This window comes from Micromonospora craniellae, from assembly GCF_014764405.1.
Classification (GTDB): Bacteria; Actinomycetota; Actinomycetes; order Mycobacteriales; family Micromonosporaceae; genus Micromonospora; species Micromonospora craniellae.
This window is the reverse complement of record NZ_CP061725.1, coordinates 4,253,649-4,278,747: the sequence shown is the minus strand read 5'-3', so window position 1 is coordinate 4,278,747 and position 25,099 is coordinate 4,253,649. Positions and strand designations below refer to the sequence as shown.

The following is a 25,099-nucleotide window of genomic DNA, read 5'->3' as shown; positions in this document are numbered from 1 at the left end:
TCGATGCCGACGATCACGCGGCCACCCTACCGGCGGGCGGGCCGCAGGATAGCCCCTTGTCCACATACCCGGCGACCCCTGTGGACGACGGTCGGGTACGCCTGCCGCCGTCGTCCACAGGGCACGCGTACGACACCCGGCCCCACCTAGCGTCTACACCGTGCGGGAGTCGAGGGGCGGGAGTGGCCGATGGCGCAGGAGGAGTTGACCGTGCAGCCGGAGACGCTGCACCGGGTGGGGCGGGCGCTGGGCGACACCGCCTACCGGCTGGCACACGGGCCGGCGGGCGTACCGGGGTTGGCGGCACCGGACCGGCAGTGGTCGGCGGCGGGAGCGCTCGCCGCGCTGGAGACCTCGGTACGCACCTGGTGCGGACGGCTCGGCGCGCACGTGGCGGAGACCGGGGACGCGGTGCGCGCCGCCGCCGGGGCGTACGAGTCGGTGGACGGTCGCGCCGCCACCCGGCTCTCCGCGGTGACCCGGTGACCGGGCCGACGCCGCCCCGGGCGGCCACGGCCGGCTACGTCCAGCTCTCCACGGTCGCGCCGGCTGGCTGGCGGGCCACCGGCACCGCTTGGGCGGGCCTGGCCGGGCTCGCCACGCGGCGGGCCGACGAACTCGCCGACGGTACGGCGGCGCTGCGCGCCGGCTGGTCCGGGCGGGCCGCCGGATCGGCCGGGACACGGCTGGCCGGGCTGCGGACCGAGCTGACCGCGCTCGTTCCGGTCGCCGTCGAGGTCGACCAGGTGCTCGCCGGGTTCGCCGGCCGGCTCACGGCGGCCCGGGCCCGGCTGTCGGCGGCCGTGGAGCTGGCCGCCGCCACCGGCGTGCTGATCGACCGATCCGGCCGGGTCCGCCCCGACCCGGCGCGGGTGCCGCCGGAGCGGGCGGCCGGCACGGTGGCCCCGGTGGCCACCGGCATCCGGGACGCGCTCGACCTGGCCGGGGCGGCCGACCGTGAGGCCGCCGGACGACTCGGGCAGTTGTCGCGGGACGCCGCCGTCGGGTGGGTCACCCGGCCCCCACCGGGCCGACCGGCGCCGCACACCGACCCGGCGCGGGTACGACTCTGGTGGGCCGGGCTGACCACGGCACAACGCCGCTGGCTGGTGCTGCACGAGCCGGAGCTGGTCGGTCGGCTCGACGGGGTGCCGGCGGCCGACCGGGACCAGGCCAACCGGTCGCTGTTGGGCGTACGCCGGGAGGAGTTGCGTGCGCGGTGGGAGCGGCTGCTGGCCCGGGTGCCGCGCGGGCCGATGGAGGTGGCCGGGCTGCGCGCGGTCGACGCCGCGCGGGCCGGGCTGGACGCGCTCGCCGCCCGGCTCGACTCGGCGGAGTCGCCCCGGTCGTACCTGCTCGGGCTGGACGTGGATGGCGAGGGACGCGCGGTGGTGGCGCTGGGCGACCCGGACCGCGCCACCGGTGTGGTCACGTACGTGCCGGGGATGACCGCCGGGCTGGACGACGCCACCGGCGAGCTGGGCCGGGCGGCCCGGGTGCTGGCCCGCTGCGCCGACCTGGCACCGGGCCAGGAGACCTCGGCGGTGCTCTGGCTGGACTACGACGCCCCGGACTTCCTGCACGAGGCGGCCCGGGACGGGCAGGCCCGCAGTGCGGGCGACGCGCTGCACCGGTTCCAAGAGGGACTGCGGGCCACTCACGACGGGCCACCGGCCCGGCAGACGGTGCTCGGGCACAGCTACGGCTCGCTGGTGGTGGGCACCGCCGCCCGTGACCACGGGCTCGCCGCCGACGCGTTGGTCTTCGTCGGCTCGCCCGGCGTCGGTGTGGGGCACGCGTCCGAGCTGCGCGTACCGCCCGAGCAGGTGTGGGCCAGCACCGCGCCGGACGACGTGATCCGGCTGACCCGCCCACCGGACGAGCTGGCCCGGCAGGCGGTGCTCGGTGCCTCGCCGGTCGGCACGATCGTCGACTGGCTGGCCGGGCCGCGCGACGAACGCTGGTTCGGGCGCGACCCGGCCGAGCCGGGTTTCGGAGGCCGGACGTTCCCCAGTGGCCGGTACGGCCACACCGGCTACTGGGATCCGGCCAACCCTGCCCTGGACGGCATGGCGCGGGTGGTGCTCGGCCGGTGACCGTCCGCGTGCTACTCGACGGTGACGGACTTGGCCAGGTTGCGCGGCTGGTCGACGTCGTGTCCCCGGGCGGCGGCGATCTCGGCCGCGAACACCTGCAACGGCACGGTGGTCACCAGCGGGGCGAGCAGCGTCGGGGTGCGCGGCACATAGATCAGATGGTCGGCGTAGCGGACGACCGACTCGTCGCCCTCCTCGGCGATCACGATCGTGCGGGCGCCCCGGGCGCGCACCTCCTGGATGTTGGAAACGATCTTGTCGTGCAGCAGCCCGCGGCCGACCGGCGACGGCACCACGCAGATCACCGGGGTGCCCTGGTCGATCAGCGCGATCGGGCCGTGCTTGAGTTCACCCGCGGCAAAGCCCTCGGCGTGCATGTACGCCAGCTCCTTAAGCTTCAGCGCACCCTCCAGCGCCACCGGGTAGCCGACGTGCCGCCCGATGAACAACACCGTCGGCTCGGACCGCAGCTCGCGGGCCAGCTCACGGACCGGCTCGATCCGCCCGAGCAGCTCCCGCAGCTTGTCCGGCACCTGGTGCAGCTGGTCGACGACGGCCGCCACCTCGTCGGCGAACTTGACCCCCCGCACCTGCGCCAGGTGCAGGCCGATCAGATAGCAGGCGGCCAACTGGGTGAGGAACGCCTTGGTCGAGGCGACGGCGATCTCCGGCCCGCCGTGGGTGTAGAGCACCGCGTCGGACTCCCGGGGAATGGTGGAGCCGTTGGTGTTGCAGATGGCCAGCACCCGGGCCTTCTGCTCCTTGGCGTGCCGCAGGGCCATCAGGGTGTCCATGGTCTCGCCGGACTGCGAGATCACCACGATCAGGGTGGACCGGTCGAGCACCGGATCGCGGTAGCGGAACTCGCTGGCCAGCTCCACCTCGCAGGGGATCCGGGTCCAGTGCTCGATCGCGTACTTGGCCACCAGACCGGAGTGGTACGCGGTGCCGCAGGCGACGATGAAGATCTTGTCGACGTCACGCAGGTCCTGGTCGCTGAGGCGGACCTCGTCGAGCATGATCTCGCCGGTCTCGGTCATCCGGCCCAGCAACGTGTCGGCGACGGCCTGGGGCTGCTCCTCGATCTCCTTGAGCATGAACCAGTCGTATCCGCCCTTCTCGGCCGCCGAGGAGTCCCAGTCGATGTGGAAGTCCTTGCCGCTGGCCGGCTGGCCGGCGAAGTCGGTGATCTCGATGGTGTCGGCGGTGATCAGGACGATCTGGTCCTGGCCCAGCTCGACCGCGTCGCGGGTGTGCTCGATGAACGCGGCGACGTCGCTGGCGAGGTAGTTCTCCCCGTTGCCGCGTCCCACCACCAGCGGCGAGTTGCGACGCGCGCCGACGACGGCACCGGGCACCCCGGAATCCACCGCGAGCAGCGTGAAGGCGCCCTCCAGCCGCTGGCAGACCACCCGCATGGCGGCGGCGAGCAGCTGCGGCCCGTCCGGCTGACCGGCGGCCCGCAGCTCGGCCAGTGCCTTGGCGAGCAGATGCGCGGCGCATTCGGTGTCGGTGTCGCTGGCGAACTGGACGCCGTCGTCCTCCAGTTCGGCGCGGAGCTTGGCGAAATTCTCGATGATGCCGTTGTGGATCACCGCGACCCGCCCGTCGGGCGACAGGTGCGGATGGGCGTTGCGGTCCGTGGGGCCGCCGTGGGTGGCCCACCGGGTGTGCCCGATGCCGGTGGTGCCGTCGCCGATGCCGAGCGGGCTGGCTCCGCAGCCGTCCGGGTCGACGGCGGCACGCTCGGAGAGCACCTTCTCCAGGTTGGCCAGCTTGCCGGCCTTCTTCTCGGTCAGCAGTTGCCCGTCGCAGACCACGGCGACACCCGCCGAGTCGTAGCCGCGGTACTCCAGCCGCCGCAGGCCGTCGAGCACGATGCCGAGTGCCGGCCGACCGCCGGCGTACCCCACGATTCCACACATGGGTCGCAGCCTAACCAGCTCCGCTCACGATGTCTGCGCGAAAGCGGGGTAAACAATCACTGAATTTGAACGGTTAGCGCAACATCGGTGATCGGCGTCACCACGCACGCAGCCGGGGCGGGGCGGGACGACCGGACCCACCCGTACCCTGGCGGTGTGACGAGCACCGATGTCGACCCGCTGGTGAGCCGGATGCGCCCGTTCGGAACGACGGTCTTCGCCGAGATGTCCGCTCTGGCCGTGCGTACCGGCGCGGTGAACCTCGGGCAGGGTTTCCCGGACACCGACGGCCCGCCCGAGATGCTGGCCGCCGCGGCCGAGGCGCTGCGCTCGGGCCGCAACCAGTACCCGCCCGGGCCGGGCGTCCCGGAGCTGCGCGCCGCCGTGGCGGCACACCAACGCCGCTTCTGGGACCTGGAGTACGACCCGGACGGCGAGGTGGTGATCACGGCGGGCGCCACCGAGGCGATCGCGGCGGCGATCCTCGGCCTGTGCGAGCCGGGCGACGAGGTGGTCTGCTTCGAGCCCTACTACGACTCGTACGCCGCCTCGATCACCCTGGCCGGCGCGGTCCGACGACCCGTCACGCTGCGGCCCGGCGACGACGGGCGGTACGCCTTCGACCCGGCGGACCTGCGGGCCGCGTTCGGGCCGCGTACCCGGCTGGTGCTGCTGAACTCCCCGCACAACCCGACCGGCAAGGTCTTCACCCCGGCCGAGTTGTCGCTGATCGCCGAGCTGTGCCGGGAGCACGACGCGTTGGCCGTCACCGACGAGGTGTACGAACACCTGGTCTTCACCGACGCGTCGACCGGGCACGTCCCGCTGTCCACGCTGCCCGGGATGCGCGAGCGCACGCTGCGCGTCTCGTCGGCCGGCAAGACCTTCTCCTGCACCGGCTGGAAGGTGGGCTGGGTCAGCGGCCCGGCCGCGCTGGTCTCGGTGGTGCTCCGGGTCAAGCAGTTCCTCACCTTCGTCAACGCCGCGCCGCTGCAACCGGCCGTCGCGGTGGCCCTCGCCCTGCCCGACACCTACTTCACCGACCTCCGGGCCGGCATGCAGGCCCGCCGCGACCAGTTGATCAGCGGGCTCGGCGACGCCGGCTTCGACGTGCTCACGCCGGAGGGAACGTACTTCGTCACGGTCGACATCACCGGGCTCGGCGGCGCCGACGGCGTCGACTTCTGCCGCACTCTGCCGGACCGCTGCGGGGTGGTGGCCGTACCCACCCAGGTCTTCTACGACGACCCGGAGGCCGGCCGGCGGCTGGTCCGGTTCGCGTTCTGCAAACGCCCCGAGGTGCTCACCGAGGCGGTCACCCGCCTACGCCGGGCGAGCGAGCCCGCCTGACCCGACGCCTACAGCGCGCGGGCCCGGCGGCGCGCCGCCGACCAGGTCAGCTCCATCGCGACGAGGAGAATCAGCGCGTGAGCTGGCCCCTCCGGCGAGTGGGTCAGGCCGGGCTGGCCGTGCGGACCTGTTCGGCGATCCGCTCGGCGACGTCCCGTGCGGTCGCCTCGGTGGCCGCCTCGACCATCACCCGCACCAACGGCTCGGTGCCCGACGGGCGCAGCAGCACCCGTCCGGTCTCGCCCAGCTCGGCCTCGGCCCGTTCCACCTCGGCGCGGACGGCGGGCGCGGCGGCACCGACGGTACGGTCACCGACCGGCACGTTGATCAGCACCTGCGGCAGCTTGGTCACCACCGCCGCGAGATCCGCCAGGGTACGGCCGGTGGCGGCCATCCGGGCCATCAGGTGCAGCCCGGTCAGCACCCCGTCGCCGGTGGTGGCGTACGCGGGCATGACGATGTGTCCACTCTGCTCGCCGCCCAGCGCCAGCCCGGAGGCGCGCAGTTCCTCCAGCACGTACCGGTCGCCCACCTTGGTCTCGATCAGCCGGATGCCCTCGGCGGACATGGCCAGGCGCAGGCCGAGGTTGCTCATCACGGTGGCGACCAGGGTGTCCCCGGTCAACGTGCCGGCCTCCCGCATGGCCAGCGCCAGGATCGCCATCACCTGGTCGCCGTCGACCTCGTCGCCGTCGGCGGTGACCGCCACGCAGCGGTCGGCGTCACCGTCGTGCGCGATGCCGAGGTGCGCGCCGTGCTCGACCACGGCCTGCCGCAGGGCGGCGATGTGGTTCGAGCCGCACTCGTCGTTGATGTTGAGCCCGTCCGGCTCGGCGTAGATCGCGACGACCTCGGCGCCCGCCTCCCGGTATACGGCCGGGGCGACCTCGGCGGCGGCGCCGTTGGCGCAGTCCACCACGACCTTGATCCCGTCGAGCCGGTGCGGCACGGTGCCCGCCAGGTGCTGCACGTAGTGGTCGGCGCCGTCGAGCAGGTCGTGCACCCGGCCCACTCCCGCGCCCACCGGCCGCTTCCAGGCGGTGGTGGCGTTGGCCTCGATGGCCGCCTCGATCCGCATCTCGATCTCGTCGGGCAGCTTGTGCCCACCGGCCGCGAAGAGCTTGATCCCGTTGTCCGGCATCGGGTTGTGCGACGCGGACAGCATCACGCCGAGGTCCGCCTTGGCCTCGCCGGTGAGGAACGCCACCGCCGGGGTGGGCAGCACGCCGACCCGGACGACCGTCGCGCCGGCGCTGGTCAGTCCGGCCACCACGGCCGCCTCCAGCATCTCGCCGCTGGCGCGGGTGTCCCGGCCGACCACGGCCAGCGGGGCGTGGCTGCGATCCGACTCGGCGAGGGTGTGCGCGGCCGCGACGGCCACCGAGAGCGCCAACTCCGGGGTGAGATCGACGTTCGCCCGCCCGCGTACGCCATCCGTGCCGAACAACCGGCCCATACCCACCAACCTCCGATGAAACTGCCGTTGTAGGTGAAAAGCGGACGGCCGGCCCACCTCCCTGTCGAAGGGAGGCGGACCGGCCGTCCGTCAGAAGTACAAGGTGCGGCTGGAGATCAGCGCTTCGAGTACTGGGGAGCCTTACGGGCCTTCTTGAGGCCGTACTTCTTGCTCTCCTTGACCCGGGCGTCACGGGTCAGGAAGCCGGCCTTCTTGAGGGCCGGGCGGTCGTCGGGCTCGTTGACGATCAGCGCCCGGGCGATGGCCAGCCGCAGCGCACCGGCCTGGCCGGTGGTGCCGCCGCCCCGCAGGTTGGCGATCACGTCGAAGGCCTCGGGCTTCTCGGCGGTGACCAGCGGGTCCTTGATCAGTTGCTGGTGCACCTTGCTCGGGAAGTACGCTTCGAGGTCGCGCCCGTTGCAGGTGATCTTGCCGGTGCCCGGCACGATCCGGACTCGGACGATGGCCTCCTTGCGCCGACCCACGGTCTGGATCGGGCGGTCACCACGAGGCGTACGGGCGACGGGCGCCGGCGCCTCGGTGGCCTCGGGGGCGACCTCGGTGGCGGTGATGTCGGTCATGCTGCTTCCTTCGCCCGCGCTCACTGCGCGATCTGCTTGATCTCGAACGGCGCCGGCTGCTGCGCGCCGTGCGGGTGCTCGGCACCGGCGTAGACCTTCAGCTTCTTGATCAGCTGACGGCCGAGCTTGTTGTGCGGGAGCATCCCCTTGACAGCCAGCTCGATGGCCCGCTCGGGGCGCTTGGCCAGCAGCTCCTCGTAGCCGACCTGCTTCAGGCCGCCCGGGTAGCCGGAGTGGCGGTAGGCGATCTTCTGCTGACGCTTGTTGCCGGTCAGCGCGACCTTGCCCGCGTTCACGACGACGACGAAGTCGCCCGTGTCGACGTGCGGCGCGAAAGTCGGCTTGTGCTTGCCCCGCAGCAGCGTGGCGGCGTGGGTGGCCAGGCGGCCCAGCACGACATCAGAGGCGTCGATGACGTGCCACTGACGCTCGATCTCACCCGGCTTCGGGCTGTACGTACGCACAGGTCTACCTTGTCTCGTCGTCGGTCTGGGGTAGCGCGCCGAGGTGACCAGGGCTACCCGGCCGGACCAGCGCGCACGAACGACCAAGCGTACCTCAGGCGGCACGCCTACAGATGTCGTACAACAGCAGGCAACGATACCCGTAGCCCCGTCGGCCGGTCAAAACGGGGTCCGGCGGGCGCGCCGGACGGGCGGACGATACCCCCTCAGACCCGCGCCCGCGCCATCCGGGACCCCGGTCGCAGGTACGCCACCCAGGTGACCGCCAGCAGCACCAGAAAGAAGCCCACGTAGAAGCGCAGTGCGGGCTGGATACCGCCGTAGGTCGACCTGGCCCAGGCGTAACAGATCGGCACCAGGAAGCCGCCGAAGGCACCGACCGCGGAGATGATGCCCAGCGCCCCGGCGGCCTGCCGGCGCATCGCCAACATCACCTCCGGGGTACCGCCCAGGTCCTCGCCCTTGACCCGGAAGATCTTGCTGATCATCCGGTAGGTCGAGCCGTTGCCCACCCCGGTGGCGACGAAGAGCAGCAGGAAGGCCGCGAAGAAGACGGCCATGCTGCGTCGCTCCACCGACCAGAGGGCGGCCAGGGCGCCGACGGCCATCAGGACGAAGCTGACCACCGTGACCCGGGCGCCGCCGACGAGGTCGGCCAGGCGACCGCCGAACGGCCGGCAGAACGAGCCCACCGCAGCGCCGAGGAACGCCCAGGCCAGCGCGGTGTCCGGACGCCCGAACACCGAGGTGAGCAGCGTCGGGAAGGCCGCCGAGTAGCCGATGAACGAGCCGAAGGTGCCGATGTAGAGCAGGGACATGATCCAGGTGTCCCGGTGCCACAGCGACGACCAGACCGGCCCCACGTCGGCCTTGGCCTCGACCAGGTTGTCCATGAACAGGTACGCGCAGACCGCGGCGATCACCGCGAGCGGGATGTACATCAGCCCGGCCCGCGCCAGCACGAGCCCACCGCCGAGCACGATCACCTGCGGCACCAGGAACTGCACCACCGCCACGCCGATGTTGCCGCCGGCCGCGTTGAGGCCCAGCGCCCAGCCCTTCTCCCGTTCCGGATAGAAGAAGGAGATGTTGGCCATGCTGGAGGCGAAGTTGCCGCCACCGAACCCGGCGCTGGCCGCGATCAGCAGCAGCGGCAGGAAGCCGATCTCCGGATGCTCTACCGCCCAGGCCAGGCCGGCGCAGGGCACGATCAGCAACAGCGCGGAGACGACCGTCCAGTTCCGTCCGCCGAAGACCGGCACGGCAAAGGTGTACGGCAACCGCAGCAGCGCTCCCACTCCGCTCGGTACGGCCGTCAGCCAGAGCGCCTGGCTGGTGGTCAACTGCCAACCGGCGTCACCGAGCCGGACGACGACGATGCTCCACAGCAGCCACACCGAGAAACCGATGTGTTCGGCGAAGATCGACCAGATGAGGTTGCGCCGGGCGGTCCGGCTGCCGGTCGTACGCCAGAATCCCGGATCCTCCGGCGCCCAGTGCCCGATCCATCGACCGGGCCGGCGGTCCAGGTCCTGCTTGTCCTCGATAACCTCGGGTCGCGCGCTCGTGGTGGTCATGGCGCCGAAGCTAGGAATCGAGCGTTACCGTGGCGTTCGCCCTCTGGGTCGACGGCGCAACGGGGAGCGCACCGGCGACGCGCGCCGGTGGTGAGGAACGCGCCGGTTCAGAGTTGCTGGAGGATGCGCAGGGCCCGGTCGATGTGTCGCATGGTCTCGACGTCGGCCACGTCCACGCACTCGGCGAACCACTTCTTCATCGGTGACGAGATCCGGTCCGGCATCACCACCCAGCCGCCCATCGACACCGCCAGGGGCGAGTCGCGCAGCAACGCCGCCTCGACCACCTCGGCGACGATCACGATGGGTACTGCGGTGGAGTTGTAGACGTCCGAGCTGATCACGAGCCCGAGCCGCTCGCGGGCCCCGGCGATCCGCCAGACCTCGCCCCTACGCAGCACGCGGGCGACCGCCGAAGAGCAGGTCGTCGACCATGCCCACCTCCTGCGCGTCGGCCAGCGAGGCCGACTCCAGGTCCAGCCCCGCCCGCCCGACCGCGGCGGCGTGTGCCGCGAAGACCTCACGCAGGGCCTTCTCCCGGGCCGCCTGGTCCATCCAGGCTGACAGGGAGAGCCCTTCGCGCTTGGCGAACCGCCGGGCCTCCGCGATCGTCTCGTCCGAGAACGACAGAGTCACCTTGGCTGTCATGCCGGTCAGACTACCCGCTGGTATGACCACCAGTCATCCATCATTGCAGATCCCGCGACCCCGCGCGCAGCCGACGTGCGGTGTGAGGCGCTCTTGACAGGGCCGAAACAGACGAGACGCCGCCCGGAAACCGCCCAACGGCACGCTTTGCCGACATGACAGACGGTGCACGGCCGGCAACTCGAACGGGGCAAGCACCCCGGGAGGTGACGACGCACTGCCCGTACTGCGCCCTCCAGTGTGGGATGACCCTGCGCCAGGAGGAGGACCGGATCTCCGTGCTCCCCCGGGACTTCCCGACCAACCGGGGCGGCCTTTGCCAGAAGGGCTGGACCTCCGCCGAGCTGCTCGACCACCCCGACCGGCTGACCACCCCGCTGCTGCGCGACCCGGCCACCGGTCGGCTGCAACCGGCGAGCTGGGACGCTGCGCTGGACCGCATCGCCACCGGACTGGGCGAGGTGCAGCGGCGGCACGGCCGCGACGCCGTCGCCGTCTTCGGCGGCGGCGGGCTCACCAACGAGAAGGCGTACGCGCTGGGCAAGTTCGCCCGCGTGGCGCTGCGTACCCGGCACATCGACTACAACGGACGGTTCTGTATGTCCTCGGCCGCCGCTGCCGGCATGCGCGCCTTCGGCGTCGACCGGGGACTGCCGTTCCCGCTGGCCGACCTGGGCCGGGCGGACACCCTGCTGCTGGTCGGCGCGAACCCGGCCGAGACGATGCCGCCGCTGGTGCGCTGGCTGACCGAGCAGCGACAACGCGGCGGCACGCTGATCGTGGTCGACCCGCGAGCCACCGCCACCGCCCGGCAGGCGGACCTGCACCTGCAACCCCTGCCCGGCACCGACCTGGCGGTGGCGAACGCGTTGCTGCACATCGCGCTGACCGAGGGCTACGTCGACGGGTCGTACGTCGCCACCCGCACCAGCGGCTTCACCGACGTACTCCGCACCGTGGCGGGCTGGTGGCCGGCCCGGGCCGAGGCGCTCTCCGGCGTACCGGTGGCCGACCTGGAGGCGACCGCCCGCGCCCTCGGCACCGCCGAACGGGCGATCGTCCTCACCGCCCGGGGCGCGGAACAGCACGCCAAGGGTGTCGACACGGTCACCGCCTTCGTCAACCTGGCGCTCGCCCTCGGCCTGCCCGGCCGGCCCGGTTCCGGGTACGGCTGCCTGACCGGGCAGGGCAACGGCCAGGGTGGCCGGGAGCACGGGCAGAAGGCCGACCAGCTCCCCGGGTACCGCAAGATCGACGATCCGGAGGCCCGGGCGCACGTCGCGGAGGTCTGGGGCGTACCCGCGCACGAGCTGCCCGGGGCGGGTGTGCCGGCGTACCAGTTGCTCGACTCGCTGGGCACCACGCACGGGCCCCGGGCGTTGCTGGTCTTCGGCTCCAACCCGGTGGTCTCCGCGCCGCGCGCGACCCGGATCGAGAGCCGGCTGCGCGACCTGGACCTGCTCGTCGTCGCGGACTTCCTGCTCTCCGAGACCGCCGCGCTGGCCGACGTGGTGCTGCCCACCGCGCAGTGGGCCGAGGAGGACGGCACCATGACCAACCTGGAGGGACGGGTGCTGCGCCGTCGTGCGCTACGCCCCCCGCCGACCGGCGTCCGCACCGACCTCGCCATCCTCGCCGACCTCACCACCCGCCTAGCTGTGAAAGGAAGGGTCCCTTCCTATCGCCTCGTGCATAGCAAGGGACCCCTCCTAACATCGAAGCCGGGTGCGGCGGCGGGTGAGCGTCCGGCGGCGGATCCGCAGGCGGTGTTCGAGGAGCTGCGGCGGGCCTCGGCGGGCGGGCTCGCCGACTACGCCGGGATCAGTTGGGACCGCATCGACGAGACGGACGGGGTGTTCTGGCCCTGCCCGCGCAGTGACGAGCCGGACTCGCCCCGACTCTTCGCGGACCGGTTCGCCACCCCGGACGGGCTGGCCCGGTTCCACCCGGTGGAGCACCGGCCGGCGGCCGAGGAGATCTGTCCGGAGTACCCGCTGCACTTCACCACCGGCCGGGTCCTCGCCCAGTACCAGTCGGGCACCCAGACCCGCCGGGTGGCCGCGCTGCGCCGCGCCGCCCCCGAGGCGTTCGTGGAGCTGCACCCCGACCTGGCCGGTCGCCTCGGGGTGGCCGACGGTGAACCGGTCCGGGTGGTCTCCCGGCGGGGTGAGTTCCGGGCGCCCGCCCGGCTCAGCCCCGCGATCCGGCCGGACACGGTCTTCGCGCCGTTCCACTGGGCCGGCGCGGCACGCGCCAACTCCGTCACCAACGACGCGGTCGACCCGATCTCCGGCATGCCCGAATTCAAGATCTGCGCCGTACGCCTGGAGAAGGCCGCTCAGGACGACGCGGAGCGAAGCGGAGTGTCGTCATGAGCGAGCGACAGCGAGCGAATCAGCAGCACAGCGCGATCACGCCTTATGACGACGCGGAGCGAAGCGGAGTGTCGGCATGAGCAACGATCGGGTGGTCGTGGTCGGCAACGGGATGGCCGGTGCCCGGTTGGCGAGTGAGCTGCGCGGGCGGGGCGGGGATCTGAAGGTGACCGTGCTCGGGGCGGAGCCGCACCGGGCGTACAACCGGATCATGCTGTCCACGCTGCTCACCGGCAAGATCAACGAGCTGGACGTGGAGTTGGCGGAGGCCGCCGGACGGGGTGTCGACGTACGGACCGGAGTCACGGTCCGGGCCGTCGACCGCGCCGCCGGGGAGGTAGGCACCGACGACGGTGACCGGATCCGCTACGACCATCTGGTCCTCGCCACGGGCGCTCGGGCGGTGGTGCCGCCGTTTCCCGGTCTCGACCCGGCGCGACTGCCGGACCGGGTGATCGCGTTCCGCACCCTGGACGACTGTCGGCGCATCGTCGCGGTGGCCGGGGGTGCCCGGCGGGCGCTGGTGCTCGGTGGCGGGCTGCTCGGCCTGGAGGCGGCCCGGGGCCTGGCCGCCCGAGGGCTCGACGTCGCGGTCGTGCACCGGGTGCCGTACCTGATGGAGCGGCAGCTCGACGCGGCGGCCGCCACGATGCTCGCCGGCACGCTCGCCGACCTGGGGGTGACCACCCATCTGGCCGTCACTCCGACGGCGCTCGCGGCCGACGCCACCGGGGTACGCCTGGAGCTGTCCGACGGCCGGGTTCTCGACGCCGACCTGCTGGTGCTCGCCTGCGGGGTACGCCCGGAGACCGCCCTGGCCGAGGCGGCCGGGTTGGCGGTGGACCGGGGTGTGCTGGTCGACGACCGGCTGCGTACCGGCGACCCACGGATCTCGGCGATCGGCGACTGCGCGCAGCACGGCACCTCGCCGAACGGGCTGGTGGCACCGGCCTGGGCACAGGCCCGGGTGGTCGCCCAGTTGTTGACCGGGGAGGATCCGTCGGCCCGGTACCGGCCCCGGCCGGTGGTGACCCGGCTCAAGGCAGCCGGCATCGATCTCGCCTCGATGGGTGACCCGACCGGTGGCCCCGGTGAGGAGCTGACCTTCGCCGACCCGGCCCGTGGCACGTACGCGCGGTTGCGGATCCACGACGAGCGGCTGGCCGGGGCGATCCTGCTCGGCGACAACCCCTCGGTGGGCACCGTGGTACAGCTGTTCGACCGGGGTCAACCGGTCCCCGCCGACCGGCGGGCGCTACTGCTGGGCCGGTCGCTCGGCGGCGCCGTCGCCACCCCGGCCGCGTCCCCGGCGCTGATGCCGGACGCGGCCACGGTGTGCCAGTGCAACACGGTCAGCAAGGGCGCCCTGGTGGCCTGCTGGCGCGGCGGAGCCCGCACGGTCGACGAGGTCGTCGCCGGGACCAGGGCCGGCACCGGCTGCGGCGGCTGCCGCGACGCGGTCGCCGGCATCGTCGACTGGTTGTCCAGATCGGATCCGGTGGAGGTGGGACGATGACCGGCGGCAACGTGGTCGTGATCGGCAACGGCATGGTCGGGCAACGGTTCGTCGACGCGGTGCGGTCGCGCGATCCGCAGGGGCGGTGGCGGGTCACCGTGCTCGCCGAGGAGACCCGACCCGCGTACGACCGGGTGCGGCTCTCCGCGTACTTCGACGGAGCTGACGCGGACGAGTTGAACCTGCACACCCCGTACGACGGGGTCGAGTTGCGCCTCGGCGAGCCGGCCACCGGGGTGGACCGGACCCGTCGGGTGGTGACCACGGCGACCGGCGAGCACCCGTACGACGTGCTGGTCCTGGCCACCGGGTCGTCGGCGTTCGTGCCGCCGGTGGCGGGTACGGACCTGCCGGGTGTGTTCGTCTACCGGACGCTGGACGACCTCGTGGCGATCCGCGAGCACGCGCGGGGCCGACGGACCGGCGCGGTGATCGGCGGCGGTCTGCTCGGCCTGGAGGCGGCGAACGCGCTGCGCCTGCTCGGGCTGGCCACCCGCGTGGTGGAGTTCGCGCCCCGGCTGATGCCGGTGCAGGTCGACACCGCCGGTGGCGCGATGCTGCGCCGCTACGTCGAGGAGCTGGGCGTGGCCTGTCACCTGGGGATGGCGACGACCGCGTTGCGGCCCGGCCAGGACGGCGCGGTCGGTGCCCTGGAGCTGGCCGACGGCACGCTGCTCGACACCGACCTGGTGGTGGTGGCCGCCGGCATCCGGCCTCGTGACGAGCTGGCCCGCGCGGTCGGGCTGGAGGTCGGCCCGCGCGGCGGCGTACTGGTCGACGACGCCTGCCGGACCTCCGACGAGCGGATCTACGCGGTCGGCGAGTGTGCTGCGGTGCAGGGCACCTGCTACGGGCTGGTCGCCCCCGGGTACGCGATGGCCGAGGTGGTGGCCGATCGGCTGGTCGGCGGGGAGGCCACCTTCCCGGGCGCGGACACCGCCACCAAGCTCAAGCTGCTCGGCGTCGACGTGGCCTCCTTCGGTGACGCGCACGGCACCACGCCGGGCTGCCTGGACGTGACCTGGACCGATCCGGCCACCCGGGTCTACGCCAAGCTGGTCCTCTCCGACGACGCGACGACGCTGCTCGGCGGGGTGCTGGTGGGCGACGCGTCGGCGTACCCGACGTTGCGGGCCAGTGTCGGCGGGCCGTTGCCGGCCGTACCGCTTGCGCTGCTCGCCCCCGAGCAGGCGGCGGGTGCGGCGGCGAGCGCGCTGCCCGCGTCCGCCCAGGTCTGCTCCTGCAACGCGGTCACCCGGGGCGACGTCGACGCGGCGATCGCGGCCGGCTGCGCGGACGTGCCCGCGTTGAAGGCATGCACCCGGGCCGGCACCAGTTGCGGCTCCTGCGTGCCGATGCTCAAGCAGTTGCTCGACGCGGCCGGTGTGGTCCAGTCCCGGGCGCTGTGCGAGCACTTCGATGTCGGCCGGCAGGAGCTGTTCGACATCGTCCGGGTACGCGACATCCGGACGTTCTCCCGGCTGATCGCCGAGCACGGTCGGGGGCGGGGCTGCGACATCTGCAAGCCGGTCGTCGCCTCGATCCTCGCCTCGCTCGGCGGCGGGCACATTCTCGACGGCGAGCAGGCGTCCTTGCAGGACACCAACGACCACTTCCTGGCGAACCTGCAACGCGACGGCAGCTACTCGGTGGTGCCGAGGATCCCGGGCGGCGAGATCACCCCGGAGAAGCTGATCGTGATCGGCAAGGTGGCCCGCGACTTCCGGCTCTACACGAAGATCACCGGCGGGCAGCGGATCGACCTGTTCGGCGCGCGGGTCGACCAGTTGCCGCAGATCTGGCGCCGGTTGGTCGACGCCGGTTTCGAGTCCGGGCACGCGTACGGCAAGGCGCTGCGCACGGTGAAGTCCTGCGTGGGCGCCACCTGGTGCCGGTACGGGGTGCAGGACGCGGTCGGGCTCGCCGTCGCGTTGGAGCTGCGCTACCGGGGACTCCGTGCCCCACACAAGATCAAGTCAGCGGTCTCCGGCTGTGCCCGCGAGTGCGCCGAGGCGCGCAGCAAGGACTTCGGCATCATCGCCACCGAGACCGGCTGGAACCTCTACGTCGGCGGCAACGGCGGCTTCCGGCCCCGGCACGCCGACCTGTTCGCCACCGACCTGTCCACCGAGGCGTTGATCACGCTGATCGACAGGTTCCTGATGTACTACGTCCGCACCGCCGACCGGCTGCAACGCACCGCCGCCTGGATCGAGGCGATGGAAGGCGGACTCGCCCACCTCCGGTCGGTGATCGTGGACGACTCGCTCGGTCTCTGCGCGGACCTGGAGGCCGCGATGGCCCGGCACGTCACGTCCTACTCGGACGAATGGCGGGACGTGCTCGACGACCCGGACCGGCTACGCCGGTTCACCTCGTTCGTGAACGCGCCGGACGTACCCGACCCGTCGATCACCTTCGGCACCGAACGCGGACAACCCGTACCGGTCGGCGGCCGGTCACCCTCACCCGACGGCCGCCAACCGGTCACCCTCGGCCTGCCGGAGGTACGGCGATGAGCACCGCGACGACGACGCTGCGCTGGCACGTGGTCTGCCCGCTGGACCGGCTGGACCCGGACCGGGGCGTCGCCGCCCTCGTCGACGGGGCGCAGGTGGCGATCTTCCGCACCGGGGACGGGCTGTACGCGATCGACAACCGCGATCCGGTCGCCGAGGCGTACGTGCTGTCCCGGGGGATCGTGGGCAGCCGGCAGGGCGTGCCCACGGTCGCGTCGCCGCTGCACAAGCAGGTGTACGACCTGCGTACGGGGGTTTGTCTCGACCTGCCCGGCGTCTCCGTGACCCGGCACGAGATCCGTTGCCGGAACGGTCTGGTCGAGGTGCGGCTGCGACAGGAGGGGTGAATGGGCGAGGAACTGGCCGGCTTCACCATCGGGGTGACCGCCGACCGGCGGCGGGACGAACTCGCCGCGCTACTGCAACGGCGCGGTGCCCGGGTGGTGCTCGCCCCCGCCCTGCGGATCGTGCCGCTCGCCGACGACACCGAGTTGCGCGAGGCGACCCGTACCTGCCTGGACCGGCCGCCGGACGTGCTGATGGCCAACACCGGGATCGGTATGCGCGGGTGGCTGGAGGCCGCCGAGGGCTGGGGGTTGGCCGAGCCGTTGCGCTCGGTCCTCGGCGGCGCGTACGTGGTGGCCCGGGGCCCCAAGGCCCGGGGCGCGATCCGGGCCGCCGGACTGTACGACCAGTGGTCCCCGGAGTCGGAGAGCTGCGACGAGGTGGTCGACCACCTGCGTCGGCGGGGCGTGGCCGGGCAGGTGATCGCCATGCAGTTGCACGGCGAGCGGCAACCGGAGTGCACCCGCGCGCTGGAGGACGCCGGAGCCACGGTCATCGAGATCCCGGTCTACCGGTGGGCGCCACCGACCGACCCGGCCCCGCTGCACCGGCTGGTCGACCTGGTGGCCGGCCGACTGGTGGACGCGGTCACGTTCACCTCGGCACCCGCTGCGGAGGCGTTGCTGCGGGCCGCCGGTGACCGCACGGAGACGGTGCTGGACGCCCTGCGCGGTGACGTGCTGGCCATTTGCGTCGGCCCGGTCACCGCCGAGCCGCTGGTGCGACGGGGCGTACCGGTGAGCGCGCCGAGCCGGGCGAGGCTGGGTGCGCTGGTCCGCACCATCGTCGACGAACTGCCCCGTCGGACGGTCACCATCAAGGCCGCCGGGCACCTGCTCACTCTGCGTGGGCATGCGGCGGTGATGGACGGTGAGCTGCGACCGCTGGCCCCGGCGCCGATGGCGGTGCTGCGGGCACTCGCCCAGACCCCGGGGCGGGTGCTGTCGCGTACCGCCCTGCTGCGGACGTTGCCACGCGGCGCCGACGAGCACGCGGTGGAGATGGCGGTGGCCCGGCTGCGGGCCGGGCTGAAGGCCCCCCGGGTGGTGCAGACGGTCGTCAAGCGCGGTTACCGGCTGCGCGTCGACTGACCGCATGCGGAAACCCGCCGGTGGTTCGCACCGGCGGGCTCCCGTCACGACTCAGCCGACCGGGGTCGGGAAGCCCCGGTCGTGCTCGGCCTGCAACCGCGCCATGGCGTGCTCGACGACGGTCATCAGCACCCGCTTGACGGAGTCGCGCTGCCGGGCGTCGGTCAGCACCAGCGGCACGTCCGGCGAGATGGCCAGCGCCTCGCGGACCTCCTCCAGTTCGTACTGCTGCGCGCCGTCGAACCGGTTGAGCGCCACCACGTACGGCAGCCGCCGGCTCTCGAAGTAGTCCAGCGGTGCGAACGCGTCGGTGATCCGGCGGGTGTCCACCAGCACCGTGGCACCCACCGCGCCCCGAATGATCTCGTCCCACATGAACCAGAACCGGGTCTGCCCGGGTGTGCCGAAGAGGTACAGGATCAGGTCCTGCGCCATGGTGATCCGGCCGAAGTCCATGGCGACCGTGGTGGTCTCCTTGCCCGGCACCTTGGACGGGTCGTCGATGCCGACACCCGCCGCAGTCATCACCGCCTCGGTGGTCAGCGGCGTGATCTCCGAGATCGCGCCGACCAACGTGGTCTTGCCGACACCGAAGCCACCCGCGACGACGATCTTCGCGGAGATGATTCCCCGGCTCTGGCGGGCCCCGGCGGGGTCATAGCTCGCGAAGTCCACTCAGCACCCTTCCCAGCATTTCCATCCGCTCCTCGAAACCTGTGGCGGGAGCGGCCGTCTGTAGCGTCAACAGGCCCTCGGCCACCATGTCGGCGACCAACACCCGGGCGACACCCAGCGGTAGCCGGGTGTACGCGGCGATTTCCGCCAGCGATTCGGGCCGGCTCTCGCAAACCATGGCGATGCGATGCTTGTCATGCCCGGCAAACCGCGACTCGGCGATCTGGGTGGGGCTGGCTACCAGCACCGCTTCCAGGGCGATGTCCTGCCGCGGCTCGGTCCGTCCCCGGGTGACCGCGTACGGCCGCACCAGCGCCCCCCGCGGGTCACGTCGATGTTGCTCCATCCGCGATCACCTCCTCTCCCCTCCGCCGGCATGGCGCCACCGGATCTCCTCCGTACCGGCGCGGGGTTGCGCCGGTGCTGTCCCTGTTATGACCGCACCGCGTCCCGGGGCAGCGGCACCAGCGCCGCGCCGACCCGCTCGACCAGCAGTGCCATCTCGTAGCCCACCTGCCCGACGTCGCAGCTACGCGCCGCGAGCACCGCCATCGACGAGCCGTCGCTGATCGACATCAGGAACAGGTAACCGCTGTCCATCTCGATCACCGTCTGCAGCACCCCGCCCGCGCTGAACATCCGCGCGGCGCCCTCGGTCAGGCTCACCACGCCGGAGGTGATCGCGGCGAGCTGCTCCGCCCGGTCCCCGGGCAGGTCACGGGAGGAAGCGAGGAGCAGTCCGTCGGCGGACACCGCCACCACGTGAGCGATACCCGCCACGCTGTCGGCGAAGTTGGTGAGCAGCCAACCCATGTCCTGCATGGCCGCTGGCCTGTTCATCGGCTCGTCTCCTTGGTCGAGGTGCTGTCCTGGGTCGATCCGGCCGTCCGTCCGCGCTGCACGCCACGGTGGTAGGCCGAGAGCAGACCGCGTACTTCGTCCGGCGTGCGACGACTGCGTTCACGTCCGTTGCGGGGCTCGATCCCACCGGGGACGAGCTGTTGCTGCGGCACCCGCTTCGGCAGTCCGGACCGGGTGGTACCGGACGGGGTCGGCTCGGCCGCGCGGCTGGCCCGCGACCAGCCGTCGTCGGCCGCGGTCCGCCAGGCGTCGGATTCCGACGCCGGTGGCGTGGCCGGCGGAGGCGGCGTGGCCGGCGGAGGCGGTGGCGGCGCGGCAGCCGGTGTCACCGTCGGCAGCGGGGTGGTCGCGGCGGTCGTCGCGGTGGAAGCGGCCGGCGGCGAGTGGTACGACGACGGCGGTGGCGCGGGTGTCGCGGCGGCTGCCGCACCGGGCGTACGAGTGGGCAACGGGCTCCGTCCCCGAGTCGGCTCGACGGCCGGCGTGGGTGGGCCGGCGGCCGGCTGCGGCGGCTCGTCGAACTGCGGTCGGCTGAAGATGGCGGTGGCGTCGTTGCCGTGTGAACGGAACCAGACCGCCTCCATCTCGCGGAAGATCGGCGCCTCGGCCTGTGGTTCCGGCGGGGCGGTGATCGGTGCGGTGGCCTGCGGCGCGGTAGCTGCCAGGCTGGCGCCCAGGCCACGGAAGGGAGTGTCGTTCTGCGTGGGGGCACCCACGCCGAACGCGGTGGGCGCGCTCATCGGCGCCCCGGCGACCGGACCGACCGGCAGCACCGGTGCGACCGGGTCGGGTCGGGCGGCAGGCGGCACGTTCCGCTGCGGCAGCGGGTCGAACGCCGGCTGGGAGACCGTCGGCGTACCGGCGTTGAAGCCGGAGAAGGCGGGCGGTGCGCTACGGGCCGGCGGGGTCTCCGGTGCCGGGGCCGGGTTCGCGGCCGGCCACGGTGCCGAGGAGGGGCTGTTGTTGCGCCACTGCTCGGTCAACGTGGCGAGGTTGGTCCGACCGGCGCCGGTGAGCGGCTCTGCGGGGGGCGGCGGCGCCGGGGTCTGCTCGACGGCGAGCTGCTGGCGAGGCCGGGTGATCTGGTCGCGGCCCCGCAGGCTCGGCAGGATCACCGTCGAGGCAGGCAGGGTGACCTGCGCCACGGTGCCACCCTCGACGTTGCGGCGCAGCTCGACCCGGATGCCGTACCGGGCCGCGAGCCGGCTGACCACCGCGAGACCCATCAGCCGGAAGGCGGCCACGTCGACGGTGGACGGCGCGGCGAGCCGCCGGTTGAGCGAGTCGAGCTGCTCGTCGCTGAGGCCGAGGCCCCGGTCCTCGATCTGGATCAGCACGTAGTCGCGGATGCGGCGGCCGTCGGCGACCACGGTGGTGTTCGGCGGCGAGAAGCGGGTGGCGTTGTCGAGCAACTCGGCCACCAACCGCACCACGTCGTTGACCGCGTGCGCGGCCACCGAGACGTCGGTGTCGACCGTGCCGAACTCGATCCGGTTGTAGAGCTCCACCTCGGACTGCGCGGCGCGCAGCACGTCCACCAGCAACGCGTCGTCGCGGCGGGGCACGGCCGAGTCCGCGCCGGCCAGCACGAGCAGATTCTCGTCGTTGCGACGCATCCGGGTGGCGAGGTGGTCGAGCTCGAAGAGCTGGGCGAGCCGCTTCGGGTCCTCCTCGCCACGCTCGATCGCGTCGAGTTCGCCGATCATCCGGTCGACCAGGGTCTGACTGCGCCGGGCCAGGTTGAGGAACATCGCCGAGACGCTCGTCCGCAGGGCCGCCTGTTCGGCCGCGACCCGGACCGCCTCCCGGTGTACGACGTTGAAGGCCAGGGCGACCTGTCCCACCTCGTCGCGGTTGTTGAGCTGGATCGGGTCCCGCACCTCGCGGACGATCTCGTCGACGCTGCCGTCACTGACGTTGCCCATGCCCTGGAGCCGGCGCACCGCCTCGGGCAGGTCGTGGTTGGCCACCGAGAGCGCACCCTCACGCAGCCGGCGCAGCGAGTGGTTCAGTGAACGGGCCAGCACCACGGCCAGCGTCACCGCGATGATCAGGGTGAGCAGCACCAGCGTCGACTCGACGATGGCCTGACGGATGACGTCCGTACGGGCCTGCTCGGCCTGGGCGAGCAGCTGGTCCTGGAGCTCGATCTCGGCCCAGCGCATCAGCTCGTTGACCGCGCCGATCGCCGCGGTGGCGTCCTGGGCGCTGATCGGCGAGCGGTTCCCCACCGACCGGCTGATGTCGGTGGCGATCCGGTCGGCCAGCACCACCGCGTCACCGGAGACGGTGCTCTCGACCAGGGCCCGCTGGGCCGGGTTGGCGGCCAGTGAGAAGGCCAGCAGCGCCTCCTGCTGCCCGGTCAGCGTGGCCACGAACGCGGAGAACTGCTCGTTGTCCAGCCGGCCCCGACTCAGCGCGGTGAACACGATCGACCCCTCCTCGGCGACGGCGGCCTTCGCGCGGGCGAAGGCGGCCACCGCGCGGCGGCTGTCGGCCAGCTGTTCCTCGCCCGGCAGCTGGGCCAGACCGTCGCCGTAGGAGACCAGGTCGGCCAGGACCACGCCGTACCGCAGGGCCGCCTCGGCGACCTCCATCTGCGAGCGGTCGAGCACCTCCTGCCGGGTGCCGTCCAGGGTGTCCAGGTGCGTGTCGATGACCTTCAGGCGGTCACCGACCGCGCTGGGTACCTCACCGACCTTGGACCGCTCCGCGCGGTACGCGTCGATCCGCTGCTGGGTCTGCCGGACCCGCAGGTTGTACGCGTCGGCCTGCGGCTGCGGCTGGGCCAGGTAGGCCGCCGCCGCCATCCGTTCGGCGTGCAGGTCGTTGGTGAGCGCGGAGATGTTGATGGAGAGCGCGGTCAGCGACCGCGCCTGGGTGGCGTCGTACGCGCCCTCGCCGACGGAGACGAGACGGACGGTGGCCAGCGCGATGACCGCGGCGACCGGCACGACCAGGATCAGCGCCAGCTTCGACCGGATCCGCGCGTCACGCAGCCGGAACAGGCGGCGAGGCGCCTTCGGCACGGCGTCACCGCTGGCGGGCAGGGTCGTCGGTCCGGTGCTCACGACATCGCCTCCGTCGTTTTCTCCACGCCTGGCCCGTCGATCCGTGCATGGAGCGACGGCCAGCGCCACGCGCGGCACGGCCGCGATTTCATCAGACGAGATCGTGTTTGGGAAGCCGCAGGCGGGCAGGAATCGGTCGGACGTCCTGCATCCCGTGATCCAATCAACTAATACCTACATTTCCACAGCACCCCTGAACAGGGCATGTAACTCCAGAGTGGCGAGGCATGTCGCCACAGTGAGCAACGGAAAACATCTGGTTACGCCAACATGTGGGATCAGCGTCCCGAAACGCCGCCAGTGGTCCCGCTTGACCGCAGCGCCCGGCATTGGCAAGGTTTTGCAGGCTTCGCGCACACGGTACGGCAGACCCTTCCCAATAATCCACTGAGGACGGTCGCCGCCACCAGTGACCGGGCCCCGCCCGCGCCGCACCAGGAGGACTGAGTTGACCCCCTTCCGCTCCGCGACCGCCACGGCGCTCGCATCGACCCTGCTGGCCTCCATGCTCGCCGGCTGCCAGTTCGGCGGAGAGGCGAGGGACACGAGCCCGATCGTCATCGCCGCCGACCTGGAGCTATCCGGAGCTGCGGCCGGGGCCGGCAAGGCGTACCGGCAGGCGCTGGAACTCAAGGTCGAGCAGTTGAACGCCTCGGGTGCGCTGAACGGCCGGTCGATCGAGCTGTTGTTGAAGGACAATCGTTCCGACGCCAGCGAGTCGCTGCGAAACATCGCGGACTTCAGCAACGATTCGCGGGTCAGCGCCATCATCATGGGCGGCTGCAACGAATGCGCGGTCGGCGCGGTACGCACCATCAACGAAAAGCAGATCCCGACCATCGCGCTCGCCGCGGCGGGCGCGATCACCAGTCCGGTCGCAGAACGACGGTACGTGTTCAAATTGGCACCGAACGCAGCCGACAGCGCCGACGCGCTCACTGTCGAACTGCGCCGCCGCAGCATCGACACGGTCGGCATTCTGCACACCGACGACACGTACGGCCGGGAGGGTGTCACCGCGCTGCAACGCGAGTTCGACAACGCCGACATCCGGGTGGTGGCCCAGTCCTCGGTCCGGGCCACGGACACCGAGGTGGACCGGCAGGCCAACACCCTGTCCGCGGCCAGCCCGGAGGGGATCATCGTCTGGACCTCGCCGGAGCAGGCGATGCTCGCCGCCGGCGCGGTGAAGCGGGCCGGCTTCGGCGGGGCGCTGTTCCTCGACGCCGCGGCGGCCGGTGACCTCTTCCTCGGGTCGGCCTCCAAGGCGGCGGAGCGGGCAACCCTGGTGTTCACCCAGACCATGGTGATCGACGACGTCATCGCCACCACCCCCGCGAAGGCCGCCCGCCGCCAGTGGTTCCAGGACTACACCGCCCGCTTCGGCGGCTACCACGGCTCGTCGTCGTTCGCCGCGGACGCCGTCCAGCTCATCGCCGACGCCGAGCTGCGCTCCGGCGGACCGGCCGGACAGGTGAACCGCGACGCTCTCCGCGACGTGCTGGAGACGTCCCAGCTGGACGGCCTGTCCGGGCCGATCCGGATGACGCCGGACAACCACTCGGGGCTGATGCCGCAGGCGCTCACCACGCTGGTCGCCCGTAACGGCCGGTGGCGCCTGGCGAGCTGATCGGGCTCAGCGGCTGGAGGTGGTCTCGCGTACCCACGGCAGGCTGCGACGCTCGACGAGCACCAGCACGGCGTACAGCAGGATGCTGACCAGGGCGACGAGGATGATCGCCGCCCACGCCGTGGCGGTATCGCCGATGCCCGCGTACTGCTGGATGACGAAGCCGAGACCACCTTCACCGGCCTGGAACTCGCCGATCACCGCGCCGATCGCGGCCAGCGGCATGGCGACCTTGAGCCCGACGAAGATCTGCGGCAGCGCGGCCGGAAAGCGGACCTTGCGGAACGCCTGCCAGCGGGAGGCGTTCCAGGACCGGACCAACTCGGCCAACTCGGACGAGGTGGTGGTCAGGCCGGTCGCGGTGGAGAGCACGATCGGAAAGAAGCAGAGCAGGAAGACCATCGTCAGGATGGGCTTCGGCCCCCAACCAAGCGCCACCACCAGCAGCGGCCCCAAAGTGATCTTCGGGACCGCGTTGATGGCGACCAGGAGTGGGGTGAACATCCGCTCGACCGTCCGCGAGGCGGCCAGCGACAGGCCGATCAGCACACCCGCCACCGCCGAGAGCAGGAAGCCGAGCAGGATCTCGCCGGTGGTGGTGACGGTGTGTTCGAGCAGCCGGTCCTGTCCCAGGCGGTAGGCGGTCAGCACGTCACCGGGCGGCGGCAGGGCGGCCGGGTGGACCAACCCCCACCGGGCGACCAGCCACCACACACCGAACGCGACCAGCAGGCCGGCGGCCGGCAGCAGCACGGCCGTGATGCCGTCCCGCAGGTCTCCCGGCCGCCACCGCCGGCCGCTCGGTGCGGCCGGGGACGGCTCGGAGGCGGGTGCCGCCTCCGGCTGCCGTGAGCGGACGTCGGTCATCGGATCCTCCTGCGGTTCGGGTGGTCAGACGCGGGATCGGGGTACGCCGGAC

At 72.3% G+C, this 25,099-nt stretch carries 20 protein-coding genes and 2 pseudogenes; 10 read left to right on the top strand and 12 right to left on the bottom strand.

Annotation, left to right across the window (positions count from 1 at the left end; translation table 11 throughout):
- Nucleotides 1-189 precede the first annotated feature (189 nt).
- Together ID554_RS19430 and ID554_RS19425 are read left to right on the top strand one after the other, a co-directional pair.
- A complete protein-coding gene (locus tag ID554_RS19430; RefSeq protein ID WP_117226193.1) occupies nucleotides 190-486 on the top strand; it encodes a type VII secretion target in 297 nt (98 codons plus the stop codon).
- Complete coding sequence (locus ID554_RS19425) at nucleotides 483-2,096, top strand: alpha/beta hydrolase (protein WP_117226194.1); 1,614 nt, start codon at nucleotides 483-485, stop codon at nucleotides 2,094-2,096. Before ID554_RS19430 ends, ID554_RS19425 begins: the two co-directional genes overlap by 4 nt.
- 11 nt (nucleotides 2,097-2,107) lie before the next feature.
- On the opposite strand, the gene glmS is transcribed toward ID554_RS19425, so the two are convergent.
- The gene (glmS, locus tag ID554_RS19420) at nucleotides 2,108-4,021 is read right to left on the bottom strand and encodes a glutamine--fructose-6-phosphate transaminase (isomerizing) (protein ID WP_117226195.1); all 1,914 of its coding nucleotides are present in this window, start codon (nucleotides 4,019-4,021) and stop codon (nucleotides 2,108-2,110) included.
- A gap of 156 nt (nucleotides 4,022-4,177) precedes the next feature.
- On the opposite strand from glmS, the gene ID554_RS19415 reads away from it, so the two are divergent.
- Nucleotides 4,178-5,371 carry a pyridoxal phosphate-dependent aminotransferase gene (locus ID554_RS19415; RefSeq protein WP_117226455.1) on the top strand — a complete coding sequence of 398 codons (1,194 nt, stop codon included), beginning with the start codon at nucleotides 4,178-4,180 and terminating at the stop codon, nucleotides 5,369-5,371.
- Nucleotides 5,372-5,474: 103 nt separating this feature from the next.
- Here the strand turns inward: ID554_RS19415 and glmM are convergent, their stop codons facing one another.
- The 6 genes from glmM to ID554_RS19385 form a co-directional block, all read right to left on the bottom strand.
- Nucleotides 5,475-6,827, bottom strand: coding sequence for a phosphoglucosamine mutase (gene glmM, locus ID554_RS19410; RefSeq protein WP_117226196.1), 1,353 nt, complete (start codon nucleotides 6,825-6,827; stop codon nucleotides 5,475-5,477).
- 116 nt (nucleotides 6,828-6,943) lie between these two features.
- Nucleotides 6,944-7,408, bottom strand: coding sequence for a 30S ribosomal protein S9 (rpsI, locus tag ID554_RS19405; RefSeq protein WP_117226197.1), 465 nt, complete (start codon nucleotides 7,406-7,408; stop codon nucleotides 6,944-6,946).
- A gap of 20 nt (nucleotides 7,409-7,428) precedes the next feature.
- On the bottom strand, nucleotides 7,429-7,872 hold the full coding sequence (gene rplM, locus ID554_RS19400) for a 50S ribosomal protein L13 (RefSeq protein WP_117226198.1): 444 nt from the start codon (nucleotides 7,870-7,872) through the stop codon (nucleotides 7,429-7,431).
- Nucleotides 7,873-8,078: 206 nt separating this feature from the next.
- Entirely contained in the window at nucleotides 8,079-9,449 is a 1,371-nt protein-coding gene (locus ID554_RS19395; RefSeq protein ID WP_117226199.1) for an MFS transporter, read from the bottom strand.
- 107 nt (nucleotides 9,450-9,556) lie between these two features.
- Complete coding sequence (locus ID554_RS19390) at nucleotides 9,557-9,850, bottom strand: type II toxin-antitoxin system PemK/MazF family toxin (protein WP_117226200.1); 294 nt, start codon at nucleotides 9,848-9,850, stop codon at nucleotides 9,557-9,559.
- On the bottom strand, nucleotides 9,840-10,097 hold the full coding sequence (locus ID554_RS19385; protein ID WP_117226201.1) for a DUF6364 family protein: 258 nt from the start codon (nucleotides 10,095-10,097) through the stop codon (nucleotides 9,840-9,842). The genes ID554_RS19390 and ID554_RS19385 overlap by 11 nt, the downstream gene beginning before the upstream one ends.
- Nucleotides 10,098-10,252: 155 nt before the next feature.
- Here ID554_RS19385 and ID554_RS19380 point away from each other — a divergent pair.
- The 6 genes and pseudogenes from ID554_RS19380 to ID554_RS19360 form a co-directional block, all read left to right on the top strand.
- A pseudogene (locus ID554_RS19380) lies at nucleotides 10,253-11,753 on the top strand (molybdopterin oxidoreductase family protein); the annotation flags it as partial.
- 101 nt (nucleotides 11,754-11,854) lie between these two features.
- Nucleotides 11,855-12,472, top strand: a pseudogene (locus ID554_RS33145) (molybdopterin oxidoreductase family protein); the annotation flags it as partial.
- Nucleotides 12,473-12,548: 76 nt separating this feature from the next.
- Nucleotides 12,549-13,988 carry an FAD-dependent oxidoreductase gene (locus ID554_RS19375; protein WP_117226203.1) on the top strand — a complete coding sequence of 480 codons (1,440 nt, stop codon included), beginning with the start codon at nucleotides 12,549-12,551 and terminating at the stop codon, nucleotides 13,986-13,988.
- A complete protein-coding gene (gene nirB, locus ID554_RS19370; RefSeq protein ID WP_117226204.1) occupies nucleotides 13,985-16,507 on the top strand; it encodes a nitrite reductase large subunit NirB in 2,523 nt (840 codons plus the stop codon). The genes ID554_RS19375 and nirB overlap by 4 nt, the downstream gene beginning before the upstream one ends.
- Nucleotides 16,504-16,854, top strand: a complete 351-nt coding sequence (nirD, locus tag ID554_RS19365) for a nitrite reductase small subunit NirD (protein WP_117226205.1) — start codon at nucleotides 16,504-16,506, stop codon at nucleotides 16,852-16,854. The genes nirB and nirD overlap by 4 nt, the downstream gene beginning before the upstream one ends.
- The gene (locus ID554_RS19360) at nucleotides 16,855-17,943 is read left to right on the top strand and encodes a uroporphyrinogen-III synthase (protein WP_117226206.1); all 1,089 of its coding nucleotides are present in this window, start codon (nucleotides 16,855-16,857) and stop codon (nucleotides 17,941-17,943) included.
- 51 nt (nucleotides 17,944-17,994) lie between these two features.
- Here the strand turns inward: ID554_RS19360 and ID554_RS19355 are convergent, their stop codons facing one another.
- From ID554_RS19355 to ID554_RS19340, 4 genes are all read right to left on the bottom strand, one after another.
- Nucleotides 17,995-18,618 carry a GTP-binding protein gene (locus ID554_RS19355; protein ID WP_117226207.1) on the bottom strand — a complete coding sequence of 208 codons (624 nt, stop codon included), beginning with the start codon at nucleotides 18,616-18,618 and terminating at the stop codon, nucleotides 17,995-17,997.
- A complete protein-coding gene (locus ID554_RS19350; protein ID WP_117226208.1) occupies nucleotides 18,599-18,964 on the bottom strand; it encodes a DUF742 domain-containing protein in 366 nt (121 codons plus the stop codon). The genes ID554_RS19355 and ID554_RS19350 overlap by 20 nt, the downstream gene beginning before the upstream one ends.
- A gap of 86 nt (nucleotides 18,965-19,050) precedes the next feature.
- Complete coding sequence (locus ID554_RS19345) at nucleotides 19,051-19,458, bottom strand: roadblock/LC7 domain-containing protein (RefSeq protein WP_117226209.1); 408 nt, start codon at nucleotides 19,456-19,458, stop codon at nucleotides 19,051-19,053.
- Nucleotides 19,455-22,550, bottom strand: coding sequence for a sensor histidine kinase (locus ID554_RS19340; protein WP_117226210.1), 3,096 nt, complete (start codon nucleotides 22,548-22,550; stop codon nucleotides 19,455-19,457). Before ID554_RS19340 ends, ID554_RS19345 begins: the two co-directional genes overlap by 4 nt.
- A 448-nt stretch (nucleotides 22,551-22,998) precedes the next feature.
- On the opposite strand from ID554_RS19340, the gene ID554_RS19335 reads away from it, so the two are divergent.
- Nucleotides 22,999-24,180 (top strand): ABC transporter substrate-binding protein, encoded by a 1,182-nt coding sequence (locus ID554_RS19335; protein WP_117226211.1) that lies wholly within the window; start codon nucleotides 22,999-23,001, stop codon nucleotides 24,178-24,180.
- Nucleotides 24,181-24,186: 6 nt separating this feature from the next.
- Here the strand turns inward: ID554_RS19335 and ID554_RS19330 are convergent, their stop codons facing one another.
- The gene (locus ID554_RS19330; protein ID WP_117226212.1) at nucleotides 24,187-25,047 is read right to left on the bottom strand and encodes an ABC transporter permease; all 861 of its coding nucleotides are present in this window, start codon (nucleotides 25,045-25,047) and stop codon (nucleotides 24,187-24,189) included.
- Nucleotides 25,048-25,099 lie beyond the last annotated feature (52 nt).

Bases quoted from the DNA above. Each gene is read 5' to 3' on its own strand.
- ID554_RS19360 (WP_117226206.1), top strand. From the start codon at position 16,855: ATGGGCGAGGAACTGGCCGGCTTCACCATCGGGGTGACCGCCGACCGG.
- nirD (WP_117226205.1), top strand. From the start codon at position 16,504: ATGAGCACCGCGACGACGACGCTGCGCTGGCACGTGGTCTGCCCGCTG.
- ID554_RS19330 (WP_117226212.1), bottom strand. From the start codon at position 25,047: ATGACCGACGTCCGCTCACGGCAGCCGGAGGCGGCACCCGCCTCCGAG.
- glmS (WP_117226195.1), bottom strand. From the start codon at position 4,021: ATGTGTGGAATCGTGGGGTACGCCGGCGGTCGGCCGGCACTCGGCATC.
- ID554_RS19430 (WP_117226193.1), top strand. From the start codon at position 190: ATGGCGCAGGAGGAGTTGACCGTGCAGCCGGAGACGCTGCACCGGGTG.
- ID554_RS19350 (WP_117226208.1), bottom strand. From the start codon at position 18,964: ATGGAGCAACATCGACGTGACCCGCGGGGGGCGCTGGTGCGGCCGTAC.
- rpsI (WP_117226197.1), bottom strand. From the start codon at position 7,408: ATGACCGACATCACCGCCACCGAGGTCGCCCCCGAGGCCACCGAGGCG.
- ID554_RS19395 (WP_117226199.1), bottom strand. From the start codon at position 9,449: ATGACCACCACGAGCGCGCGACCCGAGGTTATCGAGGACAAGCAGGAC.
- ID554_RS19385 (WP_117226201.1), bottom strand. From the start codon at position 10,097: ATGACAGCCAAGGTGACTCTGTCGTTCTCGGACGAGACGATCGCGGAG.
- nirB (WP_117226204.1), top strand. From the start codon at position 13,985: ATGACCGGCGGCAACGTGGTCGTGATCGGCAACGGCATGGTCGGGCAA.
- ID554_RS19375 (WP_117226203.1), top strand. From the start codon at position 12,549: ATGAGCAACGATCGGGTGGTCGTGGTCGGCAACGGGATGGCCGGTGCC.
- ID554_RS19345 (WP_117226209.1), bottom strand. From the start codon at position 19,458: ATGAACAGGCCAGCGGCCATGCAGGACATGGGTTGGCTGCTCACCAAC.
- glmM (WP_117226196.1), bottom strand. From the start codon at position 6,827: ATGGGCCGGTTGTTCGGCACGGATGGCGTACGCGGGCGGGCGAACGTC.